At 59.3% G+C, this 26,440-nt stretch carries 25 protein-coding genes; 10 read left to right on the plus strand and 15 right to left on the minus strand.

Going from position 1 to position 26,440, the window contains the following annotated elements:
• Nucleotides 1–205 precede the first annotated feature (205 nt).
• From panD to dksA, 10 genes are all read right to left on the minus strand, one after another.
• Complete coding sequence (gene panD, locus AB4O41_RS21325) at nt 206–586, minus strand: aspartate 1-decarboxylase (protein ID WP_003228271.1); 381 nt, start codon at nt 584–586, stop codon at nt 206–208.
• Between the two features lie 195 nt (nt 587–781).
• Nucleotides 782–1,642, minus strand: a complete 861-nt coding sequence (gene panC, locus AB4O41_RS21330) for a pantoate--beta-alanine ligase (protein ID WP_460144595.1) — start codon at nt 1,640–1,642, stop codon at nt 782–784.
• Nucleotides 1,639–2,439 (minus strand): 3-methyl-2-oxobutanoate hydroxymethyltransferase, encoded by an 801-nt coding sequence (gene panB, locus AB4O41_RS21335; RefSeq protein WP_367372974.1) that lies wholly within the window; start codon nt 2,437–2,439, stop codon nt 1,639–1,641. The genes panC and panB overlap by 4 nt, the downstream gene beginning before the upstream one ends.
• A gap of 382 nt (nt 2,440–2,821) precedes the next feature.
• A complete protein-coding gene (gene folK / locus AB4O41_RS21340; protein WP_460144597.1) occupies nt 2,822–3,307 on the minus strand; it encodes a 2-amino-4-hydroxy-6-hydroxymethyldihydropteridine diphosphokinase in 486 nt (161 codons plus the stop codon).
• Nucleotides 3,308–3,309: 2 nt separating this feature from the next.
• Nucleotides 3,310–4,710: a polynucleotide adenylyltransferase PcnB gene (locus AB4O41_RS21345; protein ID WP_460144599.1), complete on the minus strand. Its 1,401-nt coding sequence runs from the start codon at nt 4,708–4,710 to the stop codon at nt 3,310–3,312.
• A 710-nt stretch (nt 4,711–5,420) separates the two neighbouring features.
• On the minus strand, nt 5,421–6,857 hold the full coding sequence (locus AB4O41_RS21350; RefSeq protein ID WP_201062741.1) for a sigma-54-dependent transcriptional regulator: 1,437 nt from the start codon (nt 6,855–6,857) through the stop codon (nt 5,421–5,423).
• A 22-nt stretch (nt 6,858–6,879) separates the two neighbouring features.
• A complete protein-coding gene (locus tag AB4O41_RS21355) occupies nt 6,880–9,834 on the minus strand; it encodes a sensor histidine kinase (protein WP_460144601.1) in 2,955 nt (984 codons plus the stop codon).
• The gene (locus AB4O41_RS21360) at nt 9,818–9,994 is read right to left on the minus strand and encodes a hypothetical protein (RefSeq protein ID WP_003176118.1); all 177 of its coding nucleotides are present in this window, start codon (nt 9,992–9,994) and stop codon (nt 9,818–9,820) included. The genes AB4O41_RS21355 and AB4O41_RS21360 overlap by 17 nt, the downstream gene beginning before the upstream one ends.
• A 77-nt stretch (nt 9,995–10,071) precedes the next feature.
• Nucleotides 10,072–10,968, minus strand: coding sequence for a tRNA glutamyl-Q(34) synthetase GluQRS (gene gluQRS, locus AB4O41_RS21365; protein WP_460144603.1), 897 nt, complete (start codon nt 10,966–10,968; stop codon nt 10,072–10,074).
• A gap of 204 nt (nt 10,969–11,172) precedes the next feature.
• Complete coding sequence (gene dksA, locus AB4O41_RS21370) at nt 11,173–11,616, minus strand: RNA polymerase-binding protein DksA (protein ID WP_030130357.1); 444 nt, start codon at nt 11,614–11,616, stop codon at nt 11,173–11,175.
• 334 nt (nt 11,617–11,950) lie between these two features.
• Here dksA and AB4O41_RS21375 point away from each other — a divergent pair, with 334 nt between their 5' ends.
• Nucleotides 11,951–13,123: a pyridoxal phosphate-dependent aminotransferase gene (locus tag AB4O41_RS21375; protein WP_460144605.1), complete on the plus strand. Its 1,173-nt coding sequence runs from the start codon at nt 11,951–11,953 to the stop codon at nt 13,121–13,123.
• On the plus strand, nt 13,123–13,836 hold the full coding sequence (sfsA, locus tag AB4O41_RS21380) for a DNA/RNA nuclease SfsA (RefSeq protein ID WP_008068517.1): 714 nt from the start codon (nt 13,123–13,125) through the stop codon (nt 13,834–13,836). The genes AB4O41_RS21375 and sfsA overlap by 1 nt, the downstream gene beginning before the upstream one ends.
• On the opposite strand, the gene AB4O41_RS21385 is transcribed toward sfsA, so the two are convergent.
• A complete protein-coding gene (locus tag AB4O41_RS21385; RefSeq protein WP_460144607.1) occupies nt 13,825–14,148 on the minus strand; it encodes a Rieske (2Fe-2S) protein in 324 nt (107 codons plus the stop codon). The two genes, sfsA and AB4O41_RS21385, sit on opposite strands and share 12 nt — an antisense overlap.
• 224 nt (nt 14,149–14,372) lie before the next feature.
• Here AB4O41_RS21385 and AB4O41_RS21390 point away from each other — a divergent pair, with 224 nt between their 5' ends.
• From AB4O41_RS21390 to AB4O41_RS21400, 3 genes are read left to right on the plus strand one after another with little or no spacing between them, the layout of a single operon-like run.
• Nucleotides 14,373–15,410 carry a FecCD family ABC transporter permease gene (locus tag AB4O41_RS21390; protein WP_460144608.1) on the plus strand — a complete coding sequence of 346 codons (1,038 nt, stop codon included), beginning with the start codon at nt 14,373–14,375 and terminating at the stop codon, nt 15,408–15,410.
• Nucleotides 15,410–16,177, plus strand: coding sequence for a heme ABC transporter ATP-binding protein (locus AB4O41_RS21395; RefSeq protein ID WP_460144610.1), 768 nt, complete (start codon nt 15,410–15,412; stop codon nt 16,175–16,177). Before AB4O41_RS21390 ends, AB4O41_RS21395 begins: the two co-directional genes overlap by 1 nt.
• A gap of 21 nt (nt 16,178–16,198) precedes the next feature.
• Complete coding sequence (locus AB4O41_RS21400; RefSeq protein WP_460144612.1) at nt 16,199–17,065, plus strand: ChaN family lipoprotein; 867 nt, start codon at nt 16,199–16,201, stop codon at nt 17,063–17,065.
• Between the two features lie 268 nt (nt 17,066–17,333).
• Here the strand turns inward: AB4O41_RS21400 and AB4O41_RS21405 are convergent, their stop codons facing one another.
• The 3 genes from AB4O41_RS21405 to AB4O41_RS21415 form a co-directional block, all read right to left on the minus strand.
• Nucleotides 17,334–17,606, minus strand: a complete 273-nt coding sequence (locus tag AB4O41_RS21405; RefSeq protein ID WP_007902045.1) for a TfoX/Sxy family protein — start codon at nt 17,604–17,606, stop codon at nt 17,334–17,336.
• Nucleotides 17,607–17,847: 241 nt separating this feature from the next.
• Entirely contained in the window at nt 17,848–18,192 is a 345-nt protein-coding gene (locus tag AB4O41_RS21410) for a pentapeptide repeat-containing protein (RefSeq protein WP_460144614.1), read from the minus strand.
• Between the two features lie 91 nt (nt 18,193–18,283).
• A complete protein-coding gene (locus AB4O41_RS21415; protein WP_460144616.1) occupies nt 18,284–19,840 on the minus strand; it encodes a bifunctional aminoglycoside phosphotransferase/ATP-binding protein in 1,557 nt (518 codons plus the stop codon).
• A gap of 118 nt (nt 19,841–19,958) precedes the next feature.
• On the opposite strand from AB4O41_RS21415, the gene mrcB reads away from it, so the two are divergent.
• From mrcB to AB4O41_RS21430, 3 genes are read left to right on the plus strand one after another with little or no spacing between them, the layout of a single operon-like run.
• Nucleotides 19,959–22,283 (plus strand): penicillin-binding protein 1B, encoded by a 2,325-nt coding sequence (mrcB, locus tag AB4O41_RS21420; protein WP_460144617.1) that lies wholly within the window; start codon nt 19,959–19,961, stop codon nt 22,281–22,283.
• A 16-nt stretch (nt 22,284–22,299) separates the two neighbouring features.
• The gene (locus AB4O41_RS21425; RefSeq protein WP_460144618.1) at nt 22,300–23,019 is read left to right on the plus strand and encodes a tetratricopeptide repeat protein; all 720 of its coding nucleotides are present in this window, start codon (nt 22,300–22,302) and stop codon (nt 23,017–23,019) included.
• Nucleotides 23,019–23,354 carry a YqcC family protein gene (locus AB4O41_RS21430; RefSeq protein ID WP_460144620.1) on the plus strand — a complete coding sequence of 112 codons (336 nt, stop codon included), beginning with the start codon at nt 23,019–23,021 and terminating at the stop codon, nt 23,352–23,354. The genes AB4O41_RS21425 and AB4O41_RS21430 overlap by 1 nt, the downstream gene beginning before the upstream one ends.
• 17 nt (nt 23,355–23,371) lie before the next feature.
• On the opposite strand, the gene AB4O41_RS21435 is transcribed toward AB4O41_RS21430, so the two are convergent.
• Complete coding sequence (locus AB4O41_RS21435; protein ID WP_460144621.1) at nt 23,372–23,794, minus strand: DUF4124 domain-containing protein; 423 nt, start codon at nt 23,792–23,794, stop codon at nt 23,372–23,374.
• Between the two features lie 401 nt (nt 23,795–24,195).
• Here AB4O41_RS21435 and AB4O41_RS21440 point away from each other — a divergent pair, with 401 nt between their 5' ends.
• Together AB4O41_RS21440 and ilvN are read left to right on the plus strand one after the other, a co-directional pair.
• The gene (locus tag AB4O41_RS21440) at nt 24,196–25,920 is read left to right on the plus strand and encodes an acetolactate synthase 3 large subunit (protein WP_460144622.1); all 1,725 of its coding nucleotides are present in this window, start codon (nt 24,196–24,198) and stop codon (nt 25,918–25,920) included.
• Between the two features lie 2 nt (nt 25,921–25,922).
• Nucleotides 25,923–26,414: an acetolactate synthase small subunit gene (gene ilvN / locus AB4O41_RS21445; RefSeq protein ID WP_003176102.1), complete on the plus strand. Its 492-nt coding sequence runs from the start codon at nt 25,923–25,925 to the stop codon at nt 26,412–26,414.
• Nucleotides 26,415–26,440: the final 26 nt, after the last annotated feature.

A 26,440-nucleotide genomic window follows, 5' to 3' on the forward strand; every position in this document is an offset into this window, starting at 1 on the left:
ACAGCCTTTTGAACACTAAAAATCCCGGAGAGCCGCGGGTGGGTCTCCGGTCAACTGCGTCGACACGATTTCTGGCGCAGGGCGAATACAGTAAACCTCGCGCTGCAATCTGTCTTGACTTTGTCTGACCTGCTCCCGGTACTTTTTTAACATTTAAACCGGGAGCGGTCCGACAAACGGAAGGCTGACAGGGGGAGCGGCTCGATCAGGCGACCTGAACCGGAATGGCATTACTGGTGTGGCTCAGTTCGTTACCTGGCGCCATGTAGAGCATGCGTGGCTTGAAGTTGAGCAATTCGGCTTCGCTGTAGTGAGCGTAAGCGCAGATGATCACGCGATCGCCGACCTTGGCCTTGTGCGCTGCGGCACCGTTGACCGAAATCATGCGCGAACCTTCTTCACCACGAATCGCGTAGGTGGTGAAGCGCTCGCCGTTGTCGACGTTGTAGATCTGGATCTGTTCGTACTCACGGATGCCGGACAGGTCCAGCCATTCGCCGTCGATGGCGCAAGAGCCTTCGTAATCGAGTACAGCGTGGGTGACTTCGGCGCGATGCAGCTTGGCCTTGAGCATGATGGCGTGCATGAGTGTTTCCCCAGGTCGGAATCGAACGGCGGGCAGTTTGCCCGAAGGCTTGAAGGGCGGCAATACAGCATGGAAACAGACGCAGATCCAATGTGGGAGCGAGCCTGCTCGCGATTAGGCCATCACATTCAACATTGATGTCGACTGTAAGATTGCTATCGCGAGCAGGCTCGCTCCCACAGGGTTTGGTGGTGTTTATACGGGCGCGTCGAGGTTCAGATGCAGGTTGTCGATCAACCGCGTCGTGCCCAGGAACGCCGCCACCAGTATCACCAGATCCCGATCTTCCGCCGTCGCCGGACGCAAGGTCAACGCATGGCGAATTTCCAGATAATCTGTACGCAAGCCAGCGGCTTCAAGCTGTTTGATCTGCTCGTTGATCAACGTCGGATAATCGCGCTCGCCCTGTTTGATGGCGTCGCTGATCCGGGTCAGGGTGCGATAGACCTCTGGGGCGATGGCCCGCTGTTCTTCGCTGAGGAAGCCATTGCGCGACGACAGGGCCAGGCCGTCGGCGGCACGTACGGTAGGTTCACCGATGATCTGGATCGGCATGTTCAGGTCATGCACCAGGGCACGAATCACCGCCAGTTGCTGGAAGTCTTTCTGGCCGAAGATCGCCAAGTCCGGCTGGACCATGTTGAACAGCTTGCTGACTACGGTCGCCACCCCTTCGAAATGCCCCGGGCGGCTGGCGCCGCACAGGCCTTCGGACAGTTGCGGAACGCTGACACGGGTCTGGCCGGCCATGCCGTCGGGGTACATTTCTTCGACGGTGGGTGCGAACAGCAGATGGCAACCGGCCTGGAGCAGTTTTTCCTGATCGGCGGCCAGGGTTCGTGGGTACTTGTCGAGGTCTTCGCCGACGCCAAACTGCAGCGGGTTGACGAAAATGCTCGCGACCACGAAATCCACCCGTTGCGTGGCTTTGGTAATCAGCGCGATATGCCCGCTGTGCAGGTTACCCATGGTCGGCACGAAGCCGATGCGTTTGCCTTCGTTACGGGCACGGGCCACGGCGGCCCGCAGTTCGCGTACGGTTTTTACGGTGTTCATGCAGAGAATCCGTGTTCGATGCCAGGGAAAGTCGCCGCTTTGACTTCAGTGACGTAAGCGCTCAAGGCGGCTTGAATGCTGGTTTGGCCAGTCATGAAGTTCTTCACGAATTTTGGCACGCGGCCGGTAATGGACAAGCCGAGCATGTCGTGCAGGACCAGTACCTGGCCGTCGGTGCCACTACCAGCGCCGATGCCGATCACCGGGATCTTCACCGCCTGGGTGATTTCCTCGGCCAGTTCGCTGGGCACACATTCGAGCAGCAGCATGGCCGCGCCGGCCTGTTCCAGGGAGATGGCGTCGGCACGCATTTGCCGCGCCTGATTCTCGTTGCGGCCCTGGACTTTATAGCCGCCAAGGATGTTGACCGATTGCGGCGTCAGCCCCATGTGTGCGCAGACCGGGATACCCCGTTCGGCCAGCAGACGGATCGAGTCCGCGAGCCACAATGCACCTTCCACCTTCACCATGTGGGCACCGGACTGCATCAACAGCGCGCTGTTGGTCATGGTTTGTTCAATGGTGGCGTAGGCCATGAAGGGCAGATCGGCGAGGATCAGGGCATCGGCGTTGCCGCGTTTGACGGCCGCCACGTGGTAAGCCATTTCAGCGGTGGTCACCGGCAGAGTGCTGTCGTGACCTTGCAAGACCATGCCGAGGGAGTCGCCCACCAGCAGCACTTCAACCCCTGCCTCATTGCAGGCATGGGCGAAGGTCGCGTCATAGCAGGTCAGCATGGTGATCTTTTCACCTTTCTGCTTGAGGCTCTGGAGCGTGGTCAGGGTGATGGCTGGCATGAAAAAAATCCTCATTACAGGCGCTATGGAAACTACTGCGAGTAACGCGCGTGATTCGTCATTTATACAGGCGCACCTTCTTTCGTGGTGCTTGTAAGGCCTGGATTGCGCCCTTTGGCGCCGCGTTGGCGGCAGCGGGACGCCTATAGTCGTGAGGAGAACCCGGGAAGTCAATTGTGTGTGTTACCGCATTGTTACGCATGGGGTGTTACCGGCGTTACTGATGCGATTCAGCAGGTTGGCAAGGATGATCTGCAGGTTTTTTGTCCGACAGAAACCAATGTGGGAGCGAGCCTGCTCGCGATAGCGGTCGTTCAGTCAACATCATTGTTGAATGTCAGTCCGTCATCGCGAGCAGGCTCGCTCCCACAGGGGATTTGTGTCAATTCTGAGAGAGGCGTTCCAACCCGACGAACGGGCAGGCAGCGAGCAATGCTGTGAGGGTGCGGCCATCGGCCAGGCGCAGATCAGCCGGTGCCAGCTCGGCCAGCGGATAGAGCACAAAGGCCCGTTCCTGCAGGTGGTAGTGGGGGACTTTGAGGCGAGGTTCGTCGATCAGTCGATCGCCAAACAGCACGATGTCCAGATCCAGCGTGCGCGGGCCCCAGCGTTCGAGGCGCTCGCGGCCTTGGCCGTTCTCGATGGCTTGCAGCGCATCCAGCAGCTCCAGTGGCGCGAGATCGCTATCGAGCGCGGCGACCGCGTTGGTGTAACGCGGTTGGCCGGGCAGCAGCGAATCGCTTTGATAGAACCCGGAAACCCCAATCAGTTCGGTCTGCGGCAACTGCGTCAGCGCCAGGGCAGCGCTGCGCAACTGTTCGGCGGGGTCAGCCAGATTGCTGCCCATTCCGATGTAAATGCGTTCCATGCTTACTCGCCTGTAGCGCTCGGTGCGCCAGCTGCGCGCTTGCGCTTGGCACCGCCGCTGCGGCGACGTTTGCGTGGAGCGCCAGTACCGTCGTCCTTGCCGCTGAGGTCGCGGATCATGTCCCGGCGTTCGCTGTCGTTGGCGTCCTGATAGTCGGTCCACCATTCGCCCAGGCCATCGGTCTGCTCACCGGCGCTTTCACGCAGCAGCAGGAAGTCGTAACCGGCGCGGAACCGCGGGTTGTCCAGCAACAGGTCGGCGCGTTTGCCGCTGCGCCGTGGCAGACGCTCCTGCATGTCCCAGATCTCGCGGATCGGCATGGTGAAGCGTTTCGGAATGGCGATGCGCTGGCACTGTTCGGCGATCAACTCATGAGCGGCTTCCTGCATCGCCGGAATCGGCGGCATGCCGCGTTCTTGCAGGCGCAACACGCGGGCCGGCAGGGCTGGCCAGAGCAGGGCTGCAAAGAGGAACGCCGGGGTGACCGGTTTGTTCTGCTTGATCCGCAGGTCCGTGTTGATCAGCGCTTCACTGATCAGCGTGTGCGTGTAGGTCGGGTTGTACTCCAACGCTGCCGCACTGGCCGGGAACAGCGGATCGAACAACTCCAGGTCGACCAGCATTTCGAAGGTGTCCGCGGCATAGCCGGAGAGGAACAACTTGAGCACTTCTTCGAACAGACGAGCTGACGGGATCTCGCGCAGCAACGGCGCCAGTTCGCGGATCGGCGTGGCGCTGTGTTTTTCGATGCCGAAATTCAGCTTGGCGGCGAAACGCACGGCCCGCAGCATCCGCACCGGGTCTTCCTGGTAGCGTTGCTTCGGATCGCCAATCAGGCGGATCAGATGATTGCGGATGTCGTGTACGCCGTTGGCGTAGTCGAGAATGCGTTCGCTGACCGGATCGTAATACAAGGCGTTGATGGTGAAGTCGCGACGTTGCGCGTCTTCTTCCAGGGTGCCGTAGACGTTGTCGCGCAGAATGCGCCCGCTTTCATTACGAGACGATTGGTTGCTGTCTTCGTCCTCGTCGTTTTGCGGGTGATTGGCGCGGAAGGTCGCGACTTCAATGATTTCGCGGCCAAAGTGGATATGCACCAGTTTGAAACGCCGACCGATAATCCGCGCGTTGCGGAATTCGGCGCGTACCTGTTCAGGCGTGGCGCTGGTGGCGACGTCGAAATCTTTCGGCGTGATGCCGAGCAGCATGTCACGCACACAGCCGCCGACCAGGTAAGCCTGGTAACCGGCGTTCTGCAGGCGTTCGACGATATTCACCGCGTAACGGCTGAACCGTGCCTTTTGCAGCGAATGTTGGCCGCTGTTGAGCACTTCAGGCGTACTGCGAATGTGTTGCGTATGACGCTTGGGAGAACGGAATGACTGGAACAACTTCTTCAGCATGGGATGCACTGTTTGAAGGAATGTTCGGCCATAACGAAGAATGACCGCATGATGGGCGGGGATTCTAGCATTTAGTCGGGGGATGGTGTACGAAGCTGCGCAAGCGTGTGAAGGGGATGTCGCGTGGCGTGCCCAAATGACAGAAACCACAAGGGGAGCCGAAGCTCCCCAAGAAGTAGTTGCATGCTCTATTTTTATTATTGGTTTCGGGCTTCTTGTTTTTGTTGAGTGCCCTCGCCATGAAGTTTTCCTTCATGACCCTCCCAATCGGGAGCCAAGAGCAAACGGATTGCTTTGGTCGCTGTGTTGCTGTGATCGTTCGATCCAACCAGTTCAGGCACTGTCTTGAGACAGTTTTTTATTATTCTCGGCCTGGTCGTGGGGCAAGCCCCAAATGCAACGCCTCTCCAAAAGAATCAGTTAGCTACGCCTCTCGCCGTCTTGTTTTTATTGTGCGTGAGTCGATTCGTCTTATTTTTATTGTCTTGTACATTGCTTGTTATTGTTCTTGTACCAAACATATAGCAGGGTGCGTGCCAACTTTTGTGAAGGCCAGTAAAACAAGGGGTTAGGCAGGCTAATGGTGTTTTTCGAGGCCCAAAAAAACCGGGGCTTCGTTACCGTAAGCCCCGGCTTCTGTTACGCGAAAAAGCTGAGGTAACAGTTTTTTCACAATGTCATGTGTTACCCGCGCATCCGACAGGTGCGGTTCAGCTCTCGCTGGCCACCCCGGTCTTGCGCCGCGGAATGCCCAGGCGCTGACGGCGTTCCCACAGGCATTTGCGACTGACCCCGAGTTTGCGGGCCAGTTCTGTTTCGGTCATGTGGTCCTGATGCTCGAGAACGAAATGCTGGAAGTAGTCTTCCAGGGACAAATCTTCGGTCGGTTCGTGGCTGGTGTTACCGGCGCCATTGCCCTGCTGGGGCGCCAGGCCAATGAAGTCGTCGTCATCCAGATCGCTCAGTTCGATGTCGATGCCCAGCAGCTCTGCGGAAATCTCCGGGCTTTCGCACAGGATCACCGCGCGCTCAACTGCGTTTTCCAGTTCGCGAACGTTACCCGGCCAGGAGTAATGCCGAATCGCCTGCTCGGCATCCAGGGCGAATTTCAGATCGGTACGGTTGACTCGTGCGCTCTGCCGCGCGAGGAATGCAGTGGCAATTTCATTGACGTCCGCCCCGCGCTCGCGCAGGGCCGGCAGCTTCAAGGCGATCACGTGAAGACGGTAATACAAGTCTTCACGGAACTGGCCAATCTTCGCCAGGCTCTTGAGGTCCCGGTGGGTCGCGGCGATCAGGCGTACATCAACCTTCTGCGACTGTACCGAACCGACCCGGCGGATTTCCCCTTCCTGCAACACACGCAGCAGGCGGGCCTGGGCTTCCAGTGGCAGTTCGCCGATTTCATCGAGGAACAAGGTGCCGCCATCCGCCGCTTCCACCAACCCGGCACGCCCGGCACTGGCGCCGGTAAACGCGCCTTTTTCGTGGCCGAACAGTTCGGACTCGATCAGGCTCTCCGGAATGGCCGCGCAGTTCACCGAGATCATCGGCGCCTTGGCGCGTTTGGACAGGTTATGCAGGGCGCGTGCTACCAGTTCTTTACCGGTACCGGATTCACCCTGGATCAGGACGTTGGAATCGGTCGGCGCGACTTTACGGATCTTGCTGTACAGGTCCTGCATCGGTGGGCAGGAGCCAATAATGCCGATTTCGCCGTTGCTGTTGTCGACACCGTTTTTCGCGGCGCCATTGGTCGTTTTGCCGACGACCGGTTCACCGCTGGCTTGCGCCGATTGCCGGTCACGCAGGATTCGCGCGACGGCCTGGAGCATCTCGTCGTGATCGAAAGGCTTGGCGATGTAATCCACCGCGCCCATCTTCATTGAGTCGACGGCCGAACGCAGACTGGCGTAGCTGGTCATGATCAGCACCGGAGTGCCCTGGCCAAGTTTGATCAACTCGGTGCCGGGAGCGCCCGGCAAACGCAGGTCGCTGACGATCAAGTCAAATGTGGGGATGCTGAAACGCTCTTGTGCTTCCTGCACGGATCCGGCTTCGCTGACCTGGTACTGGTTACGTTCCAGCAGACGGCGCAAGGCGGAGCGGATAATTGTTTCGTCTTCGACGATCAAAATGTGCGGCATTGATTCGATACTCTCGACGGTCTCAGTTCACAGCGGACGTCGCTTCGACATGACGCGGCAAAGTTACCCGGATACGGGTGCCGCGTTGGCTTTGAACATCAGCCGGGCTGTCGATGGTGATTTGTCCATAATGCTCTTCAACGATGGAATAGACCAGTGCAAGGCCCAGACCGGTGCCTTCGCCAGGGTCTTTGGTGGTGAAGAAAGGTTCGAACAATCGGTCCATGATGTTCGAGGGAATACCGCTGCCTTCGTCTTCGACGATCAGATCGACCGTGTGTTCGCCGGCTTCGCTCTTGACTCGCACCGCACTACCTGGAGGCGAGGCATCGCGTGCGTTTGAGAGCAGATTGATCAATACCTGGGCCAGACGCTGTGGATCGCCTTCTACCCAGTGATCGGGGTCGCACAGGTTGTAGAACTGTACTTCGAAATTGCGCCGGTTCAGGGCCAGCAGGCCGATGGCATCCTGGGCCACTTCCGCCAGACAGACGGGCTCGTCGCTGTGCTGATGACTGCCGGCGTGGGCGAAGCTCATCAGCGACTGAACAATGCGTGATACGCGTTTGGTCTGCTCGAGAATCTGCCCACTGATCTCCGTGAGTTCGGCATCTTCCTCACGCTCTTCGCGCAAGTTTTGCGCGAGACAGGCAATGCCGGTGATCGGGTTGCCGATTTCATGAGCCACGCCGGCTGCCAGTCGACCGATGCTGGCCAGGCGCTCGGAGTGCACCAGTTTGTCTTCGAGCATCTGGGTTTCGGTCAAATCTTCCACCAGCAGCACCAAGCCGCTGTTACCTGGCGCCAACGGTTCATCGATCGCCGCTTTGTGCAGGTTCAGCCAGCGCGTCTGACCGTCGAGGGCCAGATGCTGTTTGTGCAAATGCTCGTCCGGCAGATTGATGAAGCCTTGCAGTAGCTCTTTCCACGGATCGGCAATGGTACTCAAGCGCGAACCAACCACACGCTGCGCGGCGATTCCGGTCAGTTCCTCCATGGCTTTGTTCCACATGAGGATTTCCTGATCCTTGGCCAGCGAGCACACGCCCATCGGCAATTCCTGCAAGGTCTGGCGGTGGTAGCGGCGCAGGGCATCGAGCTCGGCGGCAAGGCCGGTGAGGCGCGAGTGGTAATCCTCAAGACGGCTTTCGATGAAGTGGATGTCTTCGGTGACGTAGTTTTCGCCGCCAGCCTTGTAGGGCAGAAAGGTTTCGACCATGTCCTGCGCCACGCTCGGCCCCATCAGGCCGGAAAGGTTGGCTTCGATACGATCACGCAGACGGCGCAAGGCGTATGGCCGGCGTTCATCGAACGGTAGATAGAGGTCACGCAGCGCCTGTTCGACCTCTTTCTGCGCGGCCTTGGCGCCCAGCGGTTTGGCCAGTTGCGTGGCGAATTCCTGGGGCGAGGCGGCATGCAGTTCGCGGCGTTGCGGGCGACGAACGTTGTCCACCGCGCAGGCTTCGGCGGCGCTGGCCTCTTCGGGGCTGGCGTTGGTGAACAACGAGATCAGGGTGAACATCAGCACGTTGGCGGCCAGCGAGGCGATTGCTGCCATGTGCCAACTTGTGTCGTCCAGCACGTAAATCATGTTCAACAGCGGAATGTAGAAGCCTTGCAGGTTGCCGACCAGCGGCAGCAGCATGGTCACCAGCCATACCAGAATCCCTGCCAGTAGGCCTGCGATGAAGCCGCGACGGTTGGCGGTCGGCCAGTACAGCACCGACAATACTCCCGGCAGGAACTGCAACGTGGCGACGAAGGCGACGATACCGAGGTTGGCCAGATCCTGCTCGGCACCCAGCATCAGGTAGAAACCGTAACCGGCCATGATGATCGCGACGATCAGCGCCCGGCGGGTCCATTTCAGCCAACGGTAGATATTGCCTTCGGCCGGCGGCTGATAGAGCGGCAGCACCAGATGGTTCAGCGCCATCCCGGACAGCGCCAGCGTGGTGACGATAATCAGGCCACTGGCCGCCGACAATCCGCCGACATACGCCAGTAGCGTCAGAGCTTTGCTGTTGGCGGCGATGCCGATGCCCAGGGTGAAGTATTCCGGATTGGTCGTGGCGCCGAGTTTCAGCCCGGCCCAGAGAATCAGCGGCACCGCGAGGCTCATCAACAGCAAAAACAGCGGTAAACCCCAGCTCGCACTGACCAGCGAGCGCGGGTTGAGGTTTTCGGTAAAGGTCATGTGGTACATGTGCGGCATTACAATCGCCGAGGCGAAGAACACCAGCAGCAGCGTGCGCCACGGGCCTTCCTGCAATGGCGTGTGCAGGGCGGCGAGGGCGGTCTGGTTTTGCAGCAGCCACAGTTCCAGCTGCTGCGGGCCGTCGAACACGCCATACAGCGCATACAGACCGACGCCGCCAATCGCGATCAGTTTGATCACCGACTCGAAGGCAATTGCGAACACCAAGCCTTCATGTTTCTCGCGGGTAGCGATGTGGCGTGAGCCGAAGAAAATCGTGAACAACGTAATCAGTGCGCAGAAGCTCAGGGCCACACGATGCTGGACCGGTTCGCGGGTGAGAATGCCGATGGAATCAGCCACCGCCTGAATTTGCAACGCCAGTAATGGCAGTACGCCGATCAGCATGAAGATCGTCGTCAGCGCGCCGGCCCAGGTGCTGCGGAAACGAAACGCAAACAAGTCGGCCAGGGACGAGAGCTGATAAGTGCGGGTGATTTTCAGGATTGGATACAAGAGCACCGGCGCCAGCAGAAAGGCCCCGGAAACCCCGAGGTAGCTGGACAGAAAACCATAGCCGTACTGATAGGCCAGACCCACCGTGCCATAAAACGCCCAGGCACTGGCGTAAACACCCAGCGACAGGGTGTACGTCAGCGGGTGGCGAATGATCGCCCGGGGAATCATGCCCCGTTCGCTGATCCAGGCCACACCGAACAGCACCGCCAGGTACGCGGCGCTGATCAGGATCATCTGGGTCAGGCTAAAGCTCATCGGCATCTTTTTGGCTCTGCAGAATGAAGGTCACGACAATCAGAATCAGCCAGAGCAAATAAGGGCGATACCAGGCGCCCGTGGCGTCGATCCACCAATCCATGATGGCCGGGGAGAACAGATAAATCCCCACTACCAGGAGCAGGACCAAGCGATAGATGTACATCCCGGCCTCTCTTTTTTATGCGCGTGCCCGAAAACGTGCGGCGATGGTAACGGATGGGCGCGCCACTGCAAGTGGCATCACTGCAGTTGCGCTTCAGGCAGCGTCAGTGTGCGCGGGATCAGCGATGCGTCCCAGTGGGCAATTCCCCAGTTCAGCGCTTCTCGTGGCGTGGCGTCATTCAGTTCGGTCACAGGTGTGTGCCCCAGCGCCCGCAAGGCGCGCAGCAACAGCGGCGTGGCCTGATCTTCGGTCAGCGGCGGCGAGCGGTAGGATTTGCCGAGTTTGTGGCCGTCCGGCTGGGTAATCAGCGGGATGTGCAGGTAGCGCGGTTGCGGCAGGCCGAGCAGTTCTTGCAGATAGAGCTGGCGTGGCGTGGAATCCAGCAAATCGGCACCGCGCACGATATCGGTGATGCCTTGCCAGGCATCGTCCAGCACTACCGCCAATTGGTAGGCATAGAGCCCGTCGCGGCGGCGGATCACGAAATCACCGACCTCCCGGCCCAGGTGTTGACGGAATTCGCCCTGCACCCGGTCGATGAAGTGGTATTCCAGTTCCGGTACGCGCAGGCGAATCGCCGCGTTCTCGGTGCCGTGCCCCGCGTTGCGGCAGAATCCGGGATAGATGCCGTGATACGGCTCCAATTGCTTGCGCGAACAGGTGCAAGCGTAGGCCAGGCCCTGATTGAACAGGCGATTGATGACTTCGTCATAGGTCGCGTGCCGCTCACTCTGTCGGACCATGTCGCCATCCCACTCGAACCCGTAGCTTTCCAGTGCCTTGAGAATCGCCCTCTGAGCGCCGGGCTCTTCGCGCGGCGGATCGAGATCCTCCATGCGCACCAGCCAGCGGCCACCGACCGAACGGGCGTCGAGGTAGGAGGCCAGTGCTGCGACCAACGAACCGAAGTGCAAGAGGCCACTGGGCGTAGGGGCGAAGCGTCCAATGTAGAGAGGGGAAGTCGTGGCAGTCATGGACGAATGTTACTTTCTCTGGTCGTGCGCGAGTCCCTGTGGGAGCGAGCCTGCTCGCGAAGGGGCCATCAGATCCAACATTTGTGTTGCCTGACACACCGCATTCGCGAGCAGGCTCGCTCCCACAGGTTTTTTGCCGAGGCGAAATTCAGAAACAAAAAACGGAGCGTTCGCACGCTCCGTTCTTCGTTCAAGTCGCAAAGATTACTTGCCGACTTGCTTTTCCTTGATTTCCGCCAGGGTCTTGCAGTCAACGCACATGTCGGCGGTAGGGCGGGCTTCCAGCCGCTTGACGCCGATTTCGACGCCGCAGGACTCACACCAGCCGTATTCTTCGTCTTCGATCAATTGCAGGGTTTTGTCGATTTTCTTGATCAGCTTGCGCTCGCGGTCGCGGGCGCGCAATTCGAGGCTGAATTCTTCTTCCTGGCTGGCACGATCTGCCGGGTCCGGGAAGTTGGCCGCTTCGTCTTTCATGTGATCAACAGTACGGTCGACTTCCTGCATCAAGTCCTGTTTCCACTTGTTCAGGATCTTGGTGAAGTGAGCGCGCATGGGCTTGCCCATGTACTCTTCGCCCTTCACTTCTTTGTAGGGTTCGAAGCCGCTGATCGACTGGTTCTGCTGTTGCTTTGCTTGGGTGGGCATGAAATGGACCGCCTCTACTCTTGTAATCCATTGCGCAGGATTGCTCCATCACCGACACCTGCCGGCCCTGCGGCTGCAAGCGGGCGAACTTACCAGATCAAATCGGACCGCGCTACTCCCGGATGTCGAGCCCGCGGCCCGTGGGCCTTGCAAAAGATTGCAAAGCCTTGCCTGGCGGCTCTGGAGACCTGATCAATTATTGATTTTAGTCAAACCTGGAGCATACGCTTGAACCGTTTGAGACCAGCGTTATATGGGCTCTGACCGCTTTAGGTTCTCGCTCGTTCCTGCGCTTGGGTAGAATCGATTCTTTTCCCCGTTGTAAGGAAGGCTAATGGCTCTGTCCTACAGTGCGCGCAGTCGCGCTATCGAACCGTTTCACGTCATGGCCCTGCTGGCGCGGGCCAACGAGCTGCAAGCGGCCGGCCACGACGTGATTCACCTGGAAATCGGCGAGCCGGACTTCACCACCGCCGAGCCGATCATCCAGGCCGGCCAGGCCGCGCTGACAGCGGGGAAGACCCGTTACACTGCTGCCCGCGGCATTCCCGAGCTGCGCGAAGCCATTTCGGGCTTTTATCAGCAGCGTTACGGGCTGAGCATCGATCCGCAGCGCATCCTCATCACGCCCGGCGGTTCAGGCGCGTTGCTGTTGGCCAGCGCTCTGCTGGTGGACCCAGGCAAGCATTGGCTGCTGGCAGACCCCGGTTACCCGTGCAACCGGCACTTCCTGCGGTTGGTGGAAGGCGCGGCGCAGCTTGTTCCTGTAGGTCCGGACGTGCGTTATCAGCTGACCCCGGATCTGGTCGCGCGTCACTGGGATCACGACAGCGTCGGTGCCCTGGTGGCATCGCCGGCCAACCCGACCGGGACCATCCTGACCCGCGACGAGTTGGCCGGGCTCTCTGCCGCGATCAAGGCCCGTCACGGTCATTTGGTGGTCGACGAGATCTATCATGGCCTGACTTACGGCACGGATGCGGCCAGCGTGCTGGAAGTCGATGACGGCGCTTTCGTCCTCAATAGTTTTTCCAAGTATTTCGGCATGACCGGTTGGCGCCTCGGTTGGCTGGTAGCGCCTGAAGCGGCGGTCGGTGAGCTGGAGAAACTTGCCCAGAACCTTTACATCAGCGCGCCGAGCATGGCCCAGCACGCCGCATTGGCTTGCTTCGAACCCGCCACCATCCAAATTTTCGAGGAACGCCGAGCCGAGTTCGGTCGACGTCGTGATTTCCTGTTGCCCGCCCTGCGGGAATTGGGCTTCGGAATCGCAGTGGAGCCGGAAGGCGCGTTCTACTTGTACGCCGATATCAGCAAGTTCGGCGGCGATGCCTTCGCGTTCTGCCGGCATTTCCTCGAAATCGAGCACGTTGCGATCACTCCGGGTCTGGACTTCGGGCGTTATCAGGCCGGGCATCACGTGCGGTTTGCCTACACCCAAAGTCTTCCACGCTTGCAGGAAGCGGTTGAGCGGATTGCTCGTGGCTTGAAGAGCTGGCAAGGCTGATGCGTTTTCATCCTCCCCTCGAAGAAGGTCGCTTGATTCGTCGCTACAAACGTTTTCTCGCTGATATCGAAACCGTTAGCGGCGAGTTGCTGACCATTCACTGCCCGAACACCGGTTCGATGCTTAATTGCCAAGTCGAAGGCGGGCAGGTCTGGTTCAGCCGTTCCAACGACCCCAAGCGCAAGTTGCCCGGCACCTGGGAAGTCGGCGAAACCCCACAGGGGCGACTGTTCTGCGTAAACACCGGGCGCGCCAACGGTTTGATCGAAGAGGCGTTGCGGGCCAATGTCATCACCGAGCTGAACGGCTTTACCGAACTGAAGCGCGAAGTGGCCTACGGTCAGGAAAGCAGTCGCATCGATTTCCGTCTCGACTACCCGAGCGGGCCTGCATATGTGGAAGTCAAAAGCGTCACCCTGGGCTTCGATGGCTCGTTGGTGGCGGCCTTTCCCGACGCAGTGACCCAGCGCGGGGCCAAGCATTTGCGGGAGTTGGCGCATTTGGCCCGGGACGGAATTCGTGCCGTGCAGCTGTATTGCGTGAACCTGACCGGCATCGACTCCGTGCGTCCTGCGGAAGAAATCGATTCGGCCTACGCGGCGGCGTTACGCGAAGCGGTGGCGTGCGGGGTCGAAGTGCTGGCGTATGGTGTGCACTTGACCCACGAAGAGATGGTGGTCGATCGGCGTCTGGAAGTGTTGTTAAACGGTTAGCGTGACCCAGATTCCTTGCTCGTCTTCGTGGCAGGGGATGGTGGTCAGGGATTGCCCGGCGCATGGGCCGGCGACGCATTCGCCGTCTTCGATCAGAAACAGCGCGCCATGGGTGGCGCACTGGATCAGGCTGTTGCTGGGGTCGAGAAACTGGTCGGGTTTCCATTCCAGCCCGACGCCCCGGTGCGGGCAGCGATTTTCATACACATACACCCGGCCGCCCCGGCGCACGGCCAGGAGCTTCTGACCGTCGACGTCGAAACCGCGACTGCTGGCGTCAGCCAATTCGGCGCCTGTGCAAAGAAACTTCATGTCTATCCTCAAAGTCTCGCAGCTCGTGACCTGATAGGTCCGAGCTTGACGTTCAAATGCAAGCAATTATCAAATGGCTGCTCACCCACCGGGCGAGCGCCGGATGCCGAGGATACTTGGCCTGCCCTCTCGATGCCCGGGAAAACCTTTTAAAGGAAGCTGTTTATGCGCCTGAGTACCCGCGTTGCTGCGCTCTGTGCGTTCTATCCCGGTACGACCGGCCAATGATCCTTCTGATTAAACCCCGTGTGTTGTTCATTGGCCTGAGCCTGCTGTGTTTACTGGCGATCTGGCTGTCGCTGGCGTTGGGGCCGGTGAGTCTGCCGTTGTTCGATACTTTGCGCGCGGCGTTGCGGCTGATTGGCTTACCCATCGCGCCCGACGGGCTGGAGCAGGCCGAGCTGATCCTGGGGCAGATTCGCTTGCCGCGAACCTTGCTGGGCTTGGCAGTGGGCGGTGTGCTGGCGTTGTCCGGCGTGGCGATGCAGGGTTTGTTTCGCAACCCTCTGGCCGATCCGGGATTGGTGGGAGTCTCCAGTGGCGCAGCATTGGGCGCCGCCATCGCGATTGTCGGCGGCTCGGTGTTCGGCGGTCTGCCTGAATCCTTCGGGCCTTATCTGTTGTCGGTGTGTGCGTTTCTCGGCGGGCTGGGTGTAACTGCGCTGGTCTATCGATTGGGGCGACGCAATGGCCAGACCAATGTCGCCACCATGCTGCTGGCCGGCATTGCATTGACTGCCCTGGCCGGTTCGACGGTAGGGCTATTCACCTATCTGGCGGATGACGCAACTCTGCGCACCTTGACGTTCTGGAACCTGGGCAGCCTTAACGGCGCCAGTTATTCGCGACTTTGGCCGTTGCTGCTGGTAAGCACCGGTGTGGCGCTGTGGTTGCCTCGTCGGGCCAAGGCCTTGAATGCATTGTTGCTGGGGGAGTCGGAGGCCGGTCACCTGGGTATCGATGTCGAAAGCCTCAAGCGCGAACTGGTGTTCTGCACGGCGCTGGGCGTCGGCGCGGCGGTCGCGGCAGCGGGGATGATCGGGTTTGTCGGCCTGGTGGTGCCGCATCTGGTGCGGTTGCTGGCCGGCCCTGATCATAGGGTGTTGTTGCCTGCGTCGATATTGGCGGGGGCCAGTCTCTTGTTGTTTGCCGATCTGGTGGCGCGGCTGGCCCTGGCGCCGGCCGAGTTGCCGATCGGGATCGTCACAGCCTTCATCGGCGCACCGTTCTTTCTGTATCTACTGCTCAGAGGGCGTGCCTGATGTTGCGAACGCAGAATCTGCAAATCCGGCGCGGTCGAAAGATTGTTCTCAGGGACATCACGCTCGAACTCAAACCGGGCGAAGTCCTCGGCGTGCTGGGCCCCAACGGGGCCGGCAAAAGCACATTGCTCGGCGCCCTGTGCGGCGAATTGCATGCAGATCATGGCAGTGTCTGGCTCGATGAGCGCGAGCTGAGTGATTGGGGCGGGGCGCAGCGAGCCCAACGTTTGGCGGTGTTGCCGCAGGTGTCGACCCTGGACTTTGCCTTTCGCGTCGAAGAAGTGGTCGGCATGGGACGTTTGCCTTATCAAAGCGGCCGGGTCCGGGATGACGAGATCGTCGCTGCCGCGCTGCACGCGGCTGATGCGCGGCATCTGAGTGGACGCAGCTATCTGGCACTTTCTGGCGGCGAGCGTCAGCGGGTGCATCTGGCGCGGGTGCTGGCGCAACTCTGGCCGGGGGAGGCGGGGCAAACGTTGTTGCTCGATGAACCGACGTCGATGCTCGACCCGCTGCATCAACACACTACTCTGCAAGCAGTGCGCGAGTTTGCTGATCGTGGCGCTGCAGTGCTGGTGATCCTGCATGATCTGAACCTGGCGGCACGCTATTGTGATCGTCTGTTACTGCTCGAAGGTGGGCGTCCCGTGGCGCTGGATACGCCGGAGCAGGTGCTGCGTCCGGAACCGCTCAAGGCCGTGTTCGGGTTGGAAGTATTGGTGCAGCCGCACCCGGAGCGTGGGCATCCGCTGATCATCGCCCGCTGAGCATTCCATCGAGGTGAGAACATGCGTGTGATGGTGATACTGACTGTGCTGTTATTGAGTGCCTGTCAGCATGTGCCGGTGGTGCCGCCACCCGTCGGCGGCGAGATCCGGGACCTGCGCAGCGGTCAAACCCTGACAGCGCAGGAACTGCTTGCGCGGTTAGCCAAGCCTTCGCGGTTGATCGTCGGCGAGCAGCATGACAATCGTGATCACCATCAACTGCAATTGTGGTTATTGCAGGCACTGAATGAGCAGCGGCCTCAAGGCAGTTTGCTGCTGGAAATGCTCACGCCGGATCAGCAAGCGCGCGTTGATCACGTCAGGCAGTCTTCACCGCTACCCGCTGACTTGCCCACTGCATTGGCCTGGCAATCGGGTTGGGACTGGAACCTGTATGGGCCGATCGTCGATTTTGCCCTGACTCAGCCGTACCCGTTACTGGCGGCCAATCTGGACACGGTTGAAGTCCGTACTGTCTATGCCAAACCGCCGACATTGAGCGGTTCGCGCTCCAACGCCTCGATGGTCAAGAAGACGTTGCTGGCACAAATCAGCGACTCCCACTGCGGCTTGCTGCCCACATCGCAAATGCCCGCGATGCTGGCTGTCCAGCAACAGCGTGATCGGCGGATGGCCGGGCGATTCCTGGCCGCACCGACGCCTTCACTGCTGTTTGCCGGCGCGTACCACGCGCGCAAGGATGTCGGGGTGCCGATCCATGTGCTGGATCTGGATGAGTCCGAAGCGCTAATGGTGTTGATGCTGGCAGAGGAGGGGGCCGAGGTCACGCCGGCGATGGCCGATTACGTCTGGTATACGCCCGCCACGCCACCGCAGGATTACTGCGCGCAAATGCGTAAACAGTTCGGCAAGCAGTCAGGGCAGTAAAACCTGGCGAGTTTTCCACAGGCAAAAAAAGACCCGGCAAGAGCCGGGTCAAATAACCGTGATTAGCCTGATGAGGAGATAATCTGAGAGTCCGAACCAAGGGCCTTTCAGAATATCGACCAGTCTCGCGACCAGTTGTGATAATAATAGCGATTCTCATTATCAAGTCAACCGCTGATTTTCAATTTCTGTGGATCTCACCAGTTCCCTTGGTGAAGGCCCTGCAATCATTAGTCTTCAGGATGTGCTCAAGCGAAATTACATCCGTTCAAATCTTGTGGCGTGACGAGATAGCATCCAGCTGTTTGTTCAAGGCTTCTTTGCGTTCGGCGGGAATGTCGTTCCAGTGAACATCCATCAGTGCGCCTTCAATCGCATACAACAACACCTTGGAAGCCCGAAAACCGCGCGTGCGCACGGCCCGATAAGCATCCACAGCTCCCAGCCGGCGCAAGTCCGAGGCACTGTGGATGCCCACGGCATGCAGCCATTGCGCCGACGTCTTGCCAAGATTTTTCAGGTGTTGCAGTTCATCATTCATCAAGCCTCCTTGCGACAGCCGAACGGTGCGTGGGCGAGCCTCTCAGCAGTGTAGCCATCAGTAGGAAAAGCGTGATTGTTTGGTCGGTTTCGACGCAAAAGCTTCTAAGAAGAGGGCTCAAGAAGCGGCGTGAAAGAGCTGCGAGTGCAGTCAGAAGACGGGCGGAGGATTGAGTTTCAGGGTAAAAAAAGTACAGAGTCCAGCGCAAAGCAAGGGCGCCGGACTTGATAGAACGTCGCTTTTAGTGGGTGCGATAACGCAGTCGCGTCCCGAAATTCATCGACATCAGAATCTCATCGGCACTCAGCTCGGGCGGGAAGTAGGCGCCTGAGATCTGCGCGTGGGCCAGGCTCGCGCCTTCCAGAGAGGCGTTGCGAAAGTCGATACCACGCAAGTCGGCGGAGCGGAAATAGGCATCGCTGAAGTCGACGCCATCGGCATTCAGTTCACGCAGATCGAGGCCACGGAAATCGCCACCGACCATGTCGATAAGCCCATCTTTCGGGCGTTCATTGTTAAAGCCTGTGATGTCGTCTTTGTGCAGCAAGGCATAAAGCGGGGTGTCGAGAAGTTTCGGCTGGCTCATGTCGCATCACCTGATGGTTTTATGACGCCAGTATAGTGCCACTATTTGATAGCCGTGAAGCCGGTGAGGGCTTCACGGTTGAAATAGTTTTTTACAGGCCTGGCAGGCGTTGGCGAATCTGCGCAACGACGGTATCGAGCGTGCCACTTTCATTGGTCTGGACGCGTTTGCTGCACAGAATTTCTGCTGGCGTCAGGGCCTCGCGGCTGGCTTGCTGGGCGGCGATAACGGTCAGGTTGGCGTCGGATGGATCGTTATTGTCTGCCTGACGTTGCTTCAACCAGCTCTCGATCACCGCTTGCGGTGCGTCGCAGTCGAGGATCAGGAATGGTGCCCCCGTGGCTTCGGCGATTTTTGCCGCGCCGTCGCGTTGGTCGCGCTTGAGGTACGTGGCATCGACCACTACCGGGAAACCGGCACGCAGAATCACACTGGCAACTTCATGCAGGCGGCTGTAGGTGGCAGCGCTGGCGTCGGCACTATAGATGCCGGCCTGCGGGTCGTTCGGTACGGTTTGCTCGCCGAACATACGCTTGCGCTCGACATCGGAACGCAGGCGAATGGCGCCCAGCGCTTCCACCAGGCGCATGGCCACGTGACTCTTGCCGACGGCGGAAACACCGTGGGTAATCGCCAGGAAGCGCGAAGGAATGGTGCTGTAACTTTCCGCCAGGTTGGCGTAGTTGCGGTACTGACGCAGAGTAGTGGCGCGCTGTACCGGATCGGCCTCGGCGGGCATGCTGAACAGGCTGACCTTGGCGCGAACCAGTGCGCGGTAGGCTTTATAGAAGTTCAGCAGCTCAAGGCCCTGATAGTCGCCGGTCAGCTCCAGGTATTGGCTGATGAAACGGCGCGCCAGGCACTTCAGGCCACGGTCTTCCAGGTCCATCGCCAGGAAACCGGTGTCGGCATAAACGTCGGTGAAGCGGAACGGTTCGTTGAACTCGATGCAGTCGAAGATCACCACGTTGCCGTCGATCACGGTGGCGTTGCCCAAGTGAATGTCACCGTGGCATTCACGAATGAAGCCGTCGGCCTTGCGCTGGGCGAACAGCGGCTTGAGGCGTTCGAAGCTGCTTTCGGTCCAGGCTTGCAGCGCCTCGAGTTGCAGCAGATCGGCCTTGTCGCTGAGGAACGGACGAATCTGTTCGAAGTTCTGCCGTACCGGCGCCATCACGCTGTCTGGCGTGCCGGCTTCGTGTTCGGCTGGCACTTTCGGCGCGCTGAGGTGGAATTGAGCGATCTGCGCAGCCATCTCGTCGATGTGCGTGGTGGTCAATTCGCCGTTGGTTTGCAAGGTGCTGAGCAATTGGCTTTGTGGGAACTGACGCATTTTCAGAGCGTAATCGACAACCGGGCCATCGCCGCCCAGTTGTGGCGCCTCGGCGCTGCCAGTGATTGGCAACACTTCAAGATACAAATCATGGGTCAGACGCTGGTTCAGGCGCAGCTCTTCAGCGCAGAAATGCTCGCGAGCCTCGAGGCTGGTGAAGTCGAGGAAGCCGAAATTCACTGGCTTCTTCACTTTATAAGCGTAGGGGCCGGTGAGCAGCACCCAGGAAATATGGGTCTCGATGACCTGGAACCCGTCTACGGGATGGGGGTAGAGGGCCGGGTTTTGCAGGGCAGCGATCAGGGACTGGCTCACAGGCGATCCTTCAGAGTCTGGGGAAAATTCAAGGCCGTCATTATGGCCGCAAGTCCGCCCGACGCAAACCTCAGCGGGCTTCTGTTGAGTATGAATAAAGTGCGTATAATCCGCCGCCATGACTCGTACTCGATCCCCCCGCACCCCCAAAAAACCACCTTCCAAGGGCTTGCGCCCCTGGCTGGGCTGGGCCCTTAAACTCAGCCTGGTCGGCCTTGTGGTGCTTGCCGGGTTCGCGGTTTACCTCGACGCTGTGGTTCAGGAGAAGTTTTCCGGCAAGCGCTGGACTATCCCGGCCAAGGTGTACGCGCGCCCGCTCGAGCTGTTCACTGGCCAGAAACTGAGCAAGGAAGACTTCCTCACCGAACTCGATGCCCTGGGTTACCGACGTGAAGCCGTCAGCAACGGCCCCGGCGCGGCAGCGGTCAATGGCAATACCGTCGACTTGAATACCCGAGGCTTCCAGTTCTATGAAGGCCTGGAGCAGGCTCAGCCCGTGCGGGTGCGCTTCTCCGGCGATTACGTGGCCGAGCTCTCGGCGACCAACGGTTCGAAGCTTTCTGTGGTGCGACTGGAGCCGCTGCTGATCGGCGGGATTTACCCGAAAAACCTCGAAGACCGCATCCTGATCAAGATCGATCAGGTGCCGCCGTATTTGCTCGAAACCCTGGTTGCCGTAGAAGACCGGGATTTCTACAGCCACTGGGGCGTGTCGCCGAAGTCGATTGCCCGAGCCATCTACGTCAACACCTCGGGCGGCAAGATGACCCAGGGCGGCAGTACGCTGACGCAACAGTTGGTCAAGAACTTCTACCTCACCAGCGAACGCAGCCTGACCCGTAAGCTCACCGAAGCCATGATGGCGTTGTTGCTTGAGCTGCATTACGACAAGCGCGAAATTCTTGAGGCTTACCTCAATGAAGTGTTCGTCGGCCAGGATGGTCAACGCGCGGTGCACGGTTTCGGTCTGGCCAGCCAGTTCTTCTTCGGGCAGCCATTGTCCGAACTGAAACTGCATCAAGTCGCTTTGTTGGTGGGCATGGTCAAGGGGCCGTCCTATTACAACCCGCGTCGCAACCCTGAGCGGGCGCTGGAGCGGCGCAATCTGGTGCTCGATGTTCTGGGGGAACAAGGCGTTGCCAGCGCCGAACAGGTTGAAGCAGCGAAGAAAATGCCACTGGGTGTGACCACTCGCGGCAAGTTGGCCGACAGCTCGTTCCCGGGCTTCCTCGACCTGGTTAAACGTCAGTTGCGCGAAGACTATCGCGACGAAGACTTGACCGAAGAAGGTCTGCGGATCTTCACCAGTTTCGACCCGATCCTGCAGATGAAAGCCGAAGCGTCGGTCAACGACACGTTCAAGCGTCTGTCTGGGCGCAAGGGTTCCGATGAGGTTGAGGCGGCCATGGTCGTGACCAATCCGGAAACTGGCGAAGTCCAGGCCATGATCGGTAGTCGTCAGGCAAGTTTTGCCGGTTTCAACCGGGCGCTGGACGCGGTACGACCGATCGGCTCGTTGATCAAACCGGCGGTTTATCTGACAGCCCTGGAGAAACCGAGCCAGTACACGCTGACCAGTTGGCTGTCGGACGACTATTTCTCGGTCAAAGGCGCGGACGGTCAGGTCTGGAAACCGCAGAACTATGATCGCCGTTCCCACGGTACGGTGTTCCTTTATCAAGGGTTGGCGCATTCCTACAACCTGTCGACCGCGCGTCTCGGCTTGGCGGTGGGCGTACCGAATGTCTTGAAGACCCTGGCGCGCCTGGGTGTAAGTCGCGAGTTCCCGGCGTTCCCGTCGATGTTGCTCGGTGCCGGTGGCATGACCCCGATCGAAGTGGCGACCATGTACCAGACACTGGCCAATGGCGGGTTCAATACGCCGATGCGCGGGATTCGCAGCGTGCTGACGGCCGAGGGCGAGCCGCTCAAGCGTTATCCGTTCCAGATTCAGCAGCAATTCGATCCGGCGTCCATTTACCTGATCCAGAGCGCCATGCAACGGGTCATGCGTGAAGGCACCGGTAGTTCGGTTTACAACGTGTTGCCGAAAACCCTGACTCTGGCCGGCAAAACCGGTACCAGTAACGATTCGCGGGACAGCTGGTTCGCCGGTTTCAGTCAGGATCTGCTGGCGGTGGTCTGGCTGGGGCGCGATGATAACGGCAAGACGCCGTTCACCGGTGCTACCGGTGCGTTGCAGGTCTGGACCAGTTTCATGCGCAAGGCCGATCCGCTACCGCTGGACATGCCGCAGCCGGACAACATCGTTCAGGCGTGGGTCGATTCGCGCACCGGGCAAGGTTCTGAGGGCAGCTGCCCAGGCGCCGTGCAGATGCCGTATATTCGCGGCAGCGAACCGCCTCCTGGTCCCGCTTGCGGTGGCGAAGGCCCTGCTTCCGGCGAATCGGTGATGGATTGGGTCAAGGGCTGGATGAATTAAGCGAAGAGGGTTTCAAGTGAACAAGTGGTTGATTCCAGCAGTGACCGCCGTGGCTTTGCTCAGCGGCTGCTCCACCGTACAGCGTGGTTCGATTCCGGTTGTGGATTCTGGCAGCGCCGTTTCGAACAGTGAACGGATACAGGCGAATGGCGGTTACCGTCAGACGACGGTAAAACGTCCTGTGCAAGGCCAGACTCAGGCAATCCCGCAAGGTGACACTGGCGTTGTGGTGATGGTGCCGGGTGGTGGCGCTGTTTCCTCGGCCCCGATCAGCACTTCGCCGATTACCCCGGGCCCGATTGATACCTCGCCGGTCCAGTCGGCACCGATCAACCAGGGCAGCTACAGCATGCCATCGACGCCAAGCGGAATTCCCTCGGCGAGCTCCGGCGGCCTGTCTGCCGATGAGCAACTGGACGGTCCTGTCCTGGCGTTGTTGACCACTGCCCAGCAGCAACAGGCCAGCGGCGACCTTAATGGCGCGTCCTCCAGTCTCGAGCGCGCCCAGCGTGTCGCGCCGCGTGAGCCGCAAGTGCTTTATCGCCTGGCCCAGGTGCGTATGGCCCAAGGCGATGCGGCACAGGCCGAGCAATTCGCTCGCCGTGGTCTGACGTTCGCCAATGGTCGTCCGGCCCTTCAGGCCAGCCTGTGGGAATTGATCGCCCAGGCTCGTGAGAAGCAGGGTGACTCCGCCGGTGCGGCGTTGGCTCGTCAGAAGGCCAAGGTCTCGTTGTGATGGATGCACGCTTCCCGAAGATTGCCGAGCAGTTGCTGTTGATCGAGCGTGAACTGCGCGTTCAGGGCTGGTGGGACGATGTTGCACCGTCCGCTGAAGCGCTATCCAGCGTCGAGCCGTTCTCGGTGGATACGCTGGATTTCGAGCAATGGCTGCAATGGATTTTCCTGCCGCGGATGAAGATAATCCTTGAACAGGATCTGCCGCTGCCCAACGCATCGGGGATCCAGGAGATGGCCGAAATGGTCTTCGCCGCCCGCAACGTCCAGGGCAAGGATCGCTATTTGCAGGTCTTGCTCAAAGAGTTCGACCTGTTGATCACCGCCTCTCGCTGAATCGAAACTGCCAGGACCTACTGGCAGTTTTTCGCAATCTGTTTCTGTGCTTCGGTCATGCGCTCCTGACGTTGTTGGTCGGTCAGGCGGCGCGTCTCGCCGTCGACCTCCTCCCGTAATCGCGGATTATTCTGCAGTTGAGCCAGGTTCGTTCGGGCCTGTTCGCAGAATACTTTTAGCTGGGCTTGCTGCTCGGCGACCTGCTTTTTCACTTTGTTGTCGATGGCCCGTTGATCGCCTATCACGTTGCTGCGCGTTGGTGTACTTGGTTTGCCGACGGGCGGGGCGGGCGTCACCACGAGGGTGGGCTCCTGGCCTGGGGGCGGTTGCGCATCAAAATGGGTAACGCCCTGGGCATCGACCCATTTATAGATCTGACCCGCCATGCACAAAGGGCTCAGGCTGATCAGCAAGCCGGCGGTGAAGAAGAACGTTCGCATGCCATTTCCTTGTCATGGGTGCGCAATCGAAGCTAACACAGTTGCGGTTTAAAGGTTTTTTCTTGCGTTCTCATGCGCTTAGTTCGAATAAAGCACATTGACGGCTTGACTTGCGATGGGCGAAACAGAAGAATCCAAAGTCCGCTGTAGAGGGACTGCCAGAAGCAGACCCACTCGGTAGATCATGAGGCGCACATCCGCGCCGACCTGTTACACCCGCAACGCGTTACCTCGCGCTGGGTGGGAAAGGCCCGCAACACTTGGGACGATCCCAATACTTGCTCAGTCAGTGCTGACGTAGTCGGCGACCACCGTCGCTCATGCTCTGCCGAGAAGTAAACCTATTAAGACCCGTCCTCTGTGTATGTGGGCGGTATTCTGGCGTTTTAGAGGTGAACAACGTGGAGCTTTTATCTGGCGGTGAGATGCTCGTCCGCTTTTTGCGTGACGAAGGCGTCAAATATATCTACGGGTACCCGGGTGGTGCTCTTCTTCATGTCTATGATGCCCTGTTCAAAGAACCGGAAGTGACCCACATCCTGGTTCGTCACGAGCAGGCTGCGACCCATATGGCTGACGGCTATGCCCGTGCCACCGGTAAAGCCGGTGTGGTACTGGTGACCTCCGGCCCGGGCGCAACCAACGCCATCACCGGTATTGCCACGGCCTACATGGACTCCATTCCGATGGTGATCATTTCCGGCCAGGTGCCTAGCACCCTGGTAGGCACCGATGCATTCCAGGAAACCGACATGATCGGTATCTCCCGGCCAATCGTGAAGCACAGCTTCATGATCAAGCATGCGTCGGAAATCCCGGAGGTCATGAAGAAAGCGTTCTACCTGGCGCAATCCGGTCGCCCTGGTCCGGTCGTTGTCGATATCCCGAAAGACATGACCAACCCGGCCGAGAAGTTCGAATACATCTTCCCGAAAAAAGCCAAGCTGCGTTCCTACAGCCCGGCCGTTCGCGGTCACTCCGGGCAAATCCGCAAGGCAGCTGAAATGCTCCTGGCGGCCAAGCGTCCTGTGCTTTATGCAGGCGGCGGCGTGATTCTCGGTGGTGGCTCCGCGCCGCTGACCGAACTGGCGAAGATGCTCAACCTGCCTGTGACCAATACCCTGATGGGCCTGGGTGCCTACCCTGGCACCGACCGTCAGTTCATTGGCATGCTCGGCATGCACGGCAGCTACACCGCCAACCTGGCGATGCACCATGCCGATGTGATCCTTGCAGTCGGCGCACGCTTCGATGACCGTGTGATCAACGGCCCGGCCAAGTTCTGTCCGAATGCCAAGATCATTCACATCGACATCGACCCGGCTTCGATCTCCAAGACCATCAAGGCAGACGTTCCTATCGTCGGTCCGGTCGAGAGTGTCCTGACCGAAATGGTCGCGATCCTCAAGGAAATCGGCGAGACCCCGAACAAGGAGTCCGTTGCCAGCTGGTGGAAGCAAGTTGATGAGTGGCGCGGTGACCGCGGCCTGTTCCCTTATGACAAGGGCGACGGCAGCGTGATCAAGCCGCAGACCGTGATTGAAACCCTGTGCGAAGTGACCAAGGGCGACGCCTTTGTGACCTCCGACGTGGGCCAGCACCAAATGTTCGCCGCGCAGTACTACACGTTCAACAAGCCAAACCGCTGGATCAACTCCGGTGGCCTGGGCACCATGGGCTTCGGTTTTCCGGCGGCCATGGGCATCAAGCTGAGCTTCCCGGATGAAGACGTCGCCTGCGTAACGGGTGAGGGCAGCATCCAGATGAACATTCAGGAACTGTCGACCTGCCTGCAATACGGTTTGCCGGTGAAGATCGTCATTCTGAATAACGGTGTACTGGGTATGGTTCGCCAGTGGCAGGACATGAGTTATGGCAGCCGCCACTCGCACTCCTACATGGAATCGTTGCCTGACTTCGTCAAGCTGGCCGAGGCCTATGGTCACGTTGGTGTGCGCATCACCGAATCGAAAGATTTGAAGTCGAAGATGGAAGAGGCGTTCGCCATGAAAGATCGCCTGGTGGTTATCGATATTTCGGTCGACACCAGCGAGCACGTCTACCCGATGCAGATCAAAGACGGCTCCATGCGCGATATGTGGCTGAGCAAGACGGAGCGTACTTAATCATGCGGCACATTATTTCCTTGCTTCTGGAAAACGAACCGGGCGCTCTGTCTCGTGTAGTCGGCCTGTTCTCGCAGCGCAACTACAACATCGAGAGCCTGACCGTGGCACCCACCGAAGACCCGACCCTGTCGCGTCTGACGCTGACCACTGTCGGCCATGATGAAGTCATCGAACAGATCACCAAGAACCTGAACAAGCTGATCGAAGTGGTAAAACTGGTCGACCTGTCGGAGAGTGCTCACATCGAGCGCGAACTGATGCTGGTCAAGGTCAAGGCCACCGGCGCCCAGCGCGCCGAGATCAAGCGCACCACCGATATTTATCGTGGGCAGATCGTTGATGTCAGCGCTAGCGTGTATACCGTTCAATTGACCGGTACCAGCGATAAGCTCGACAGCTTCATTCAATCGATCGGGACTGCCTCGATTCTGGAAACCGTACGCAGTGGCGTCACCGGGATTGCCCGCGGCGACAAAGTACTGAGCATCTAAACCAAATTAGCGAATGGCCTGAACGG

It is taken from the genome of Pseudomonas sp. S2_A02 (genome assembly GCF_054668495.1).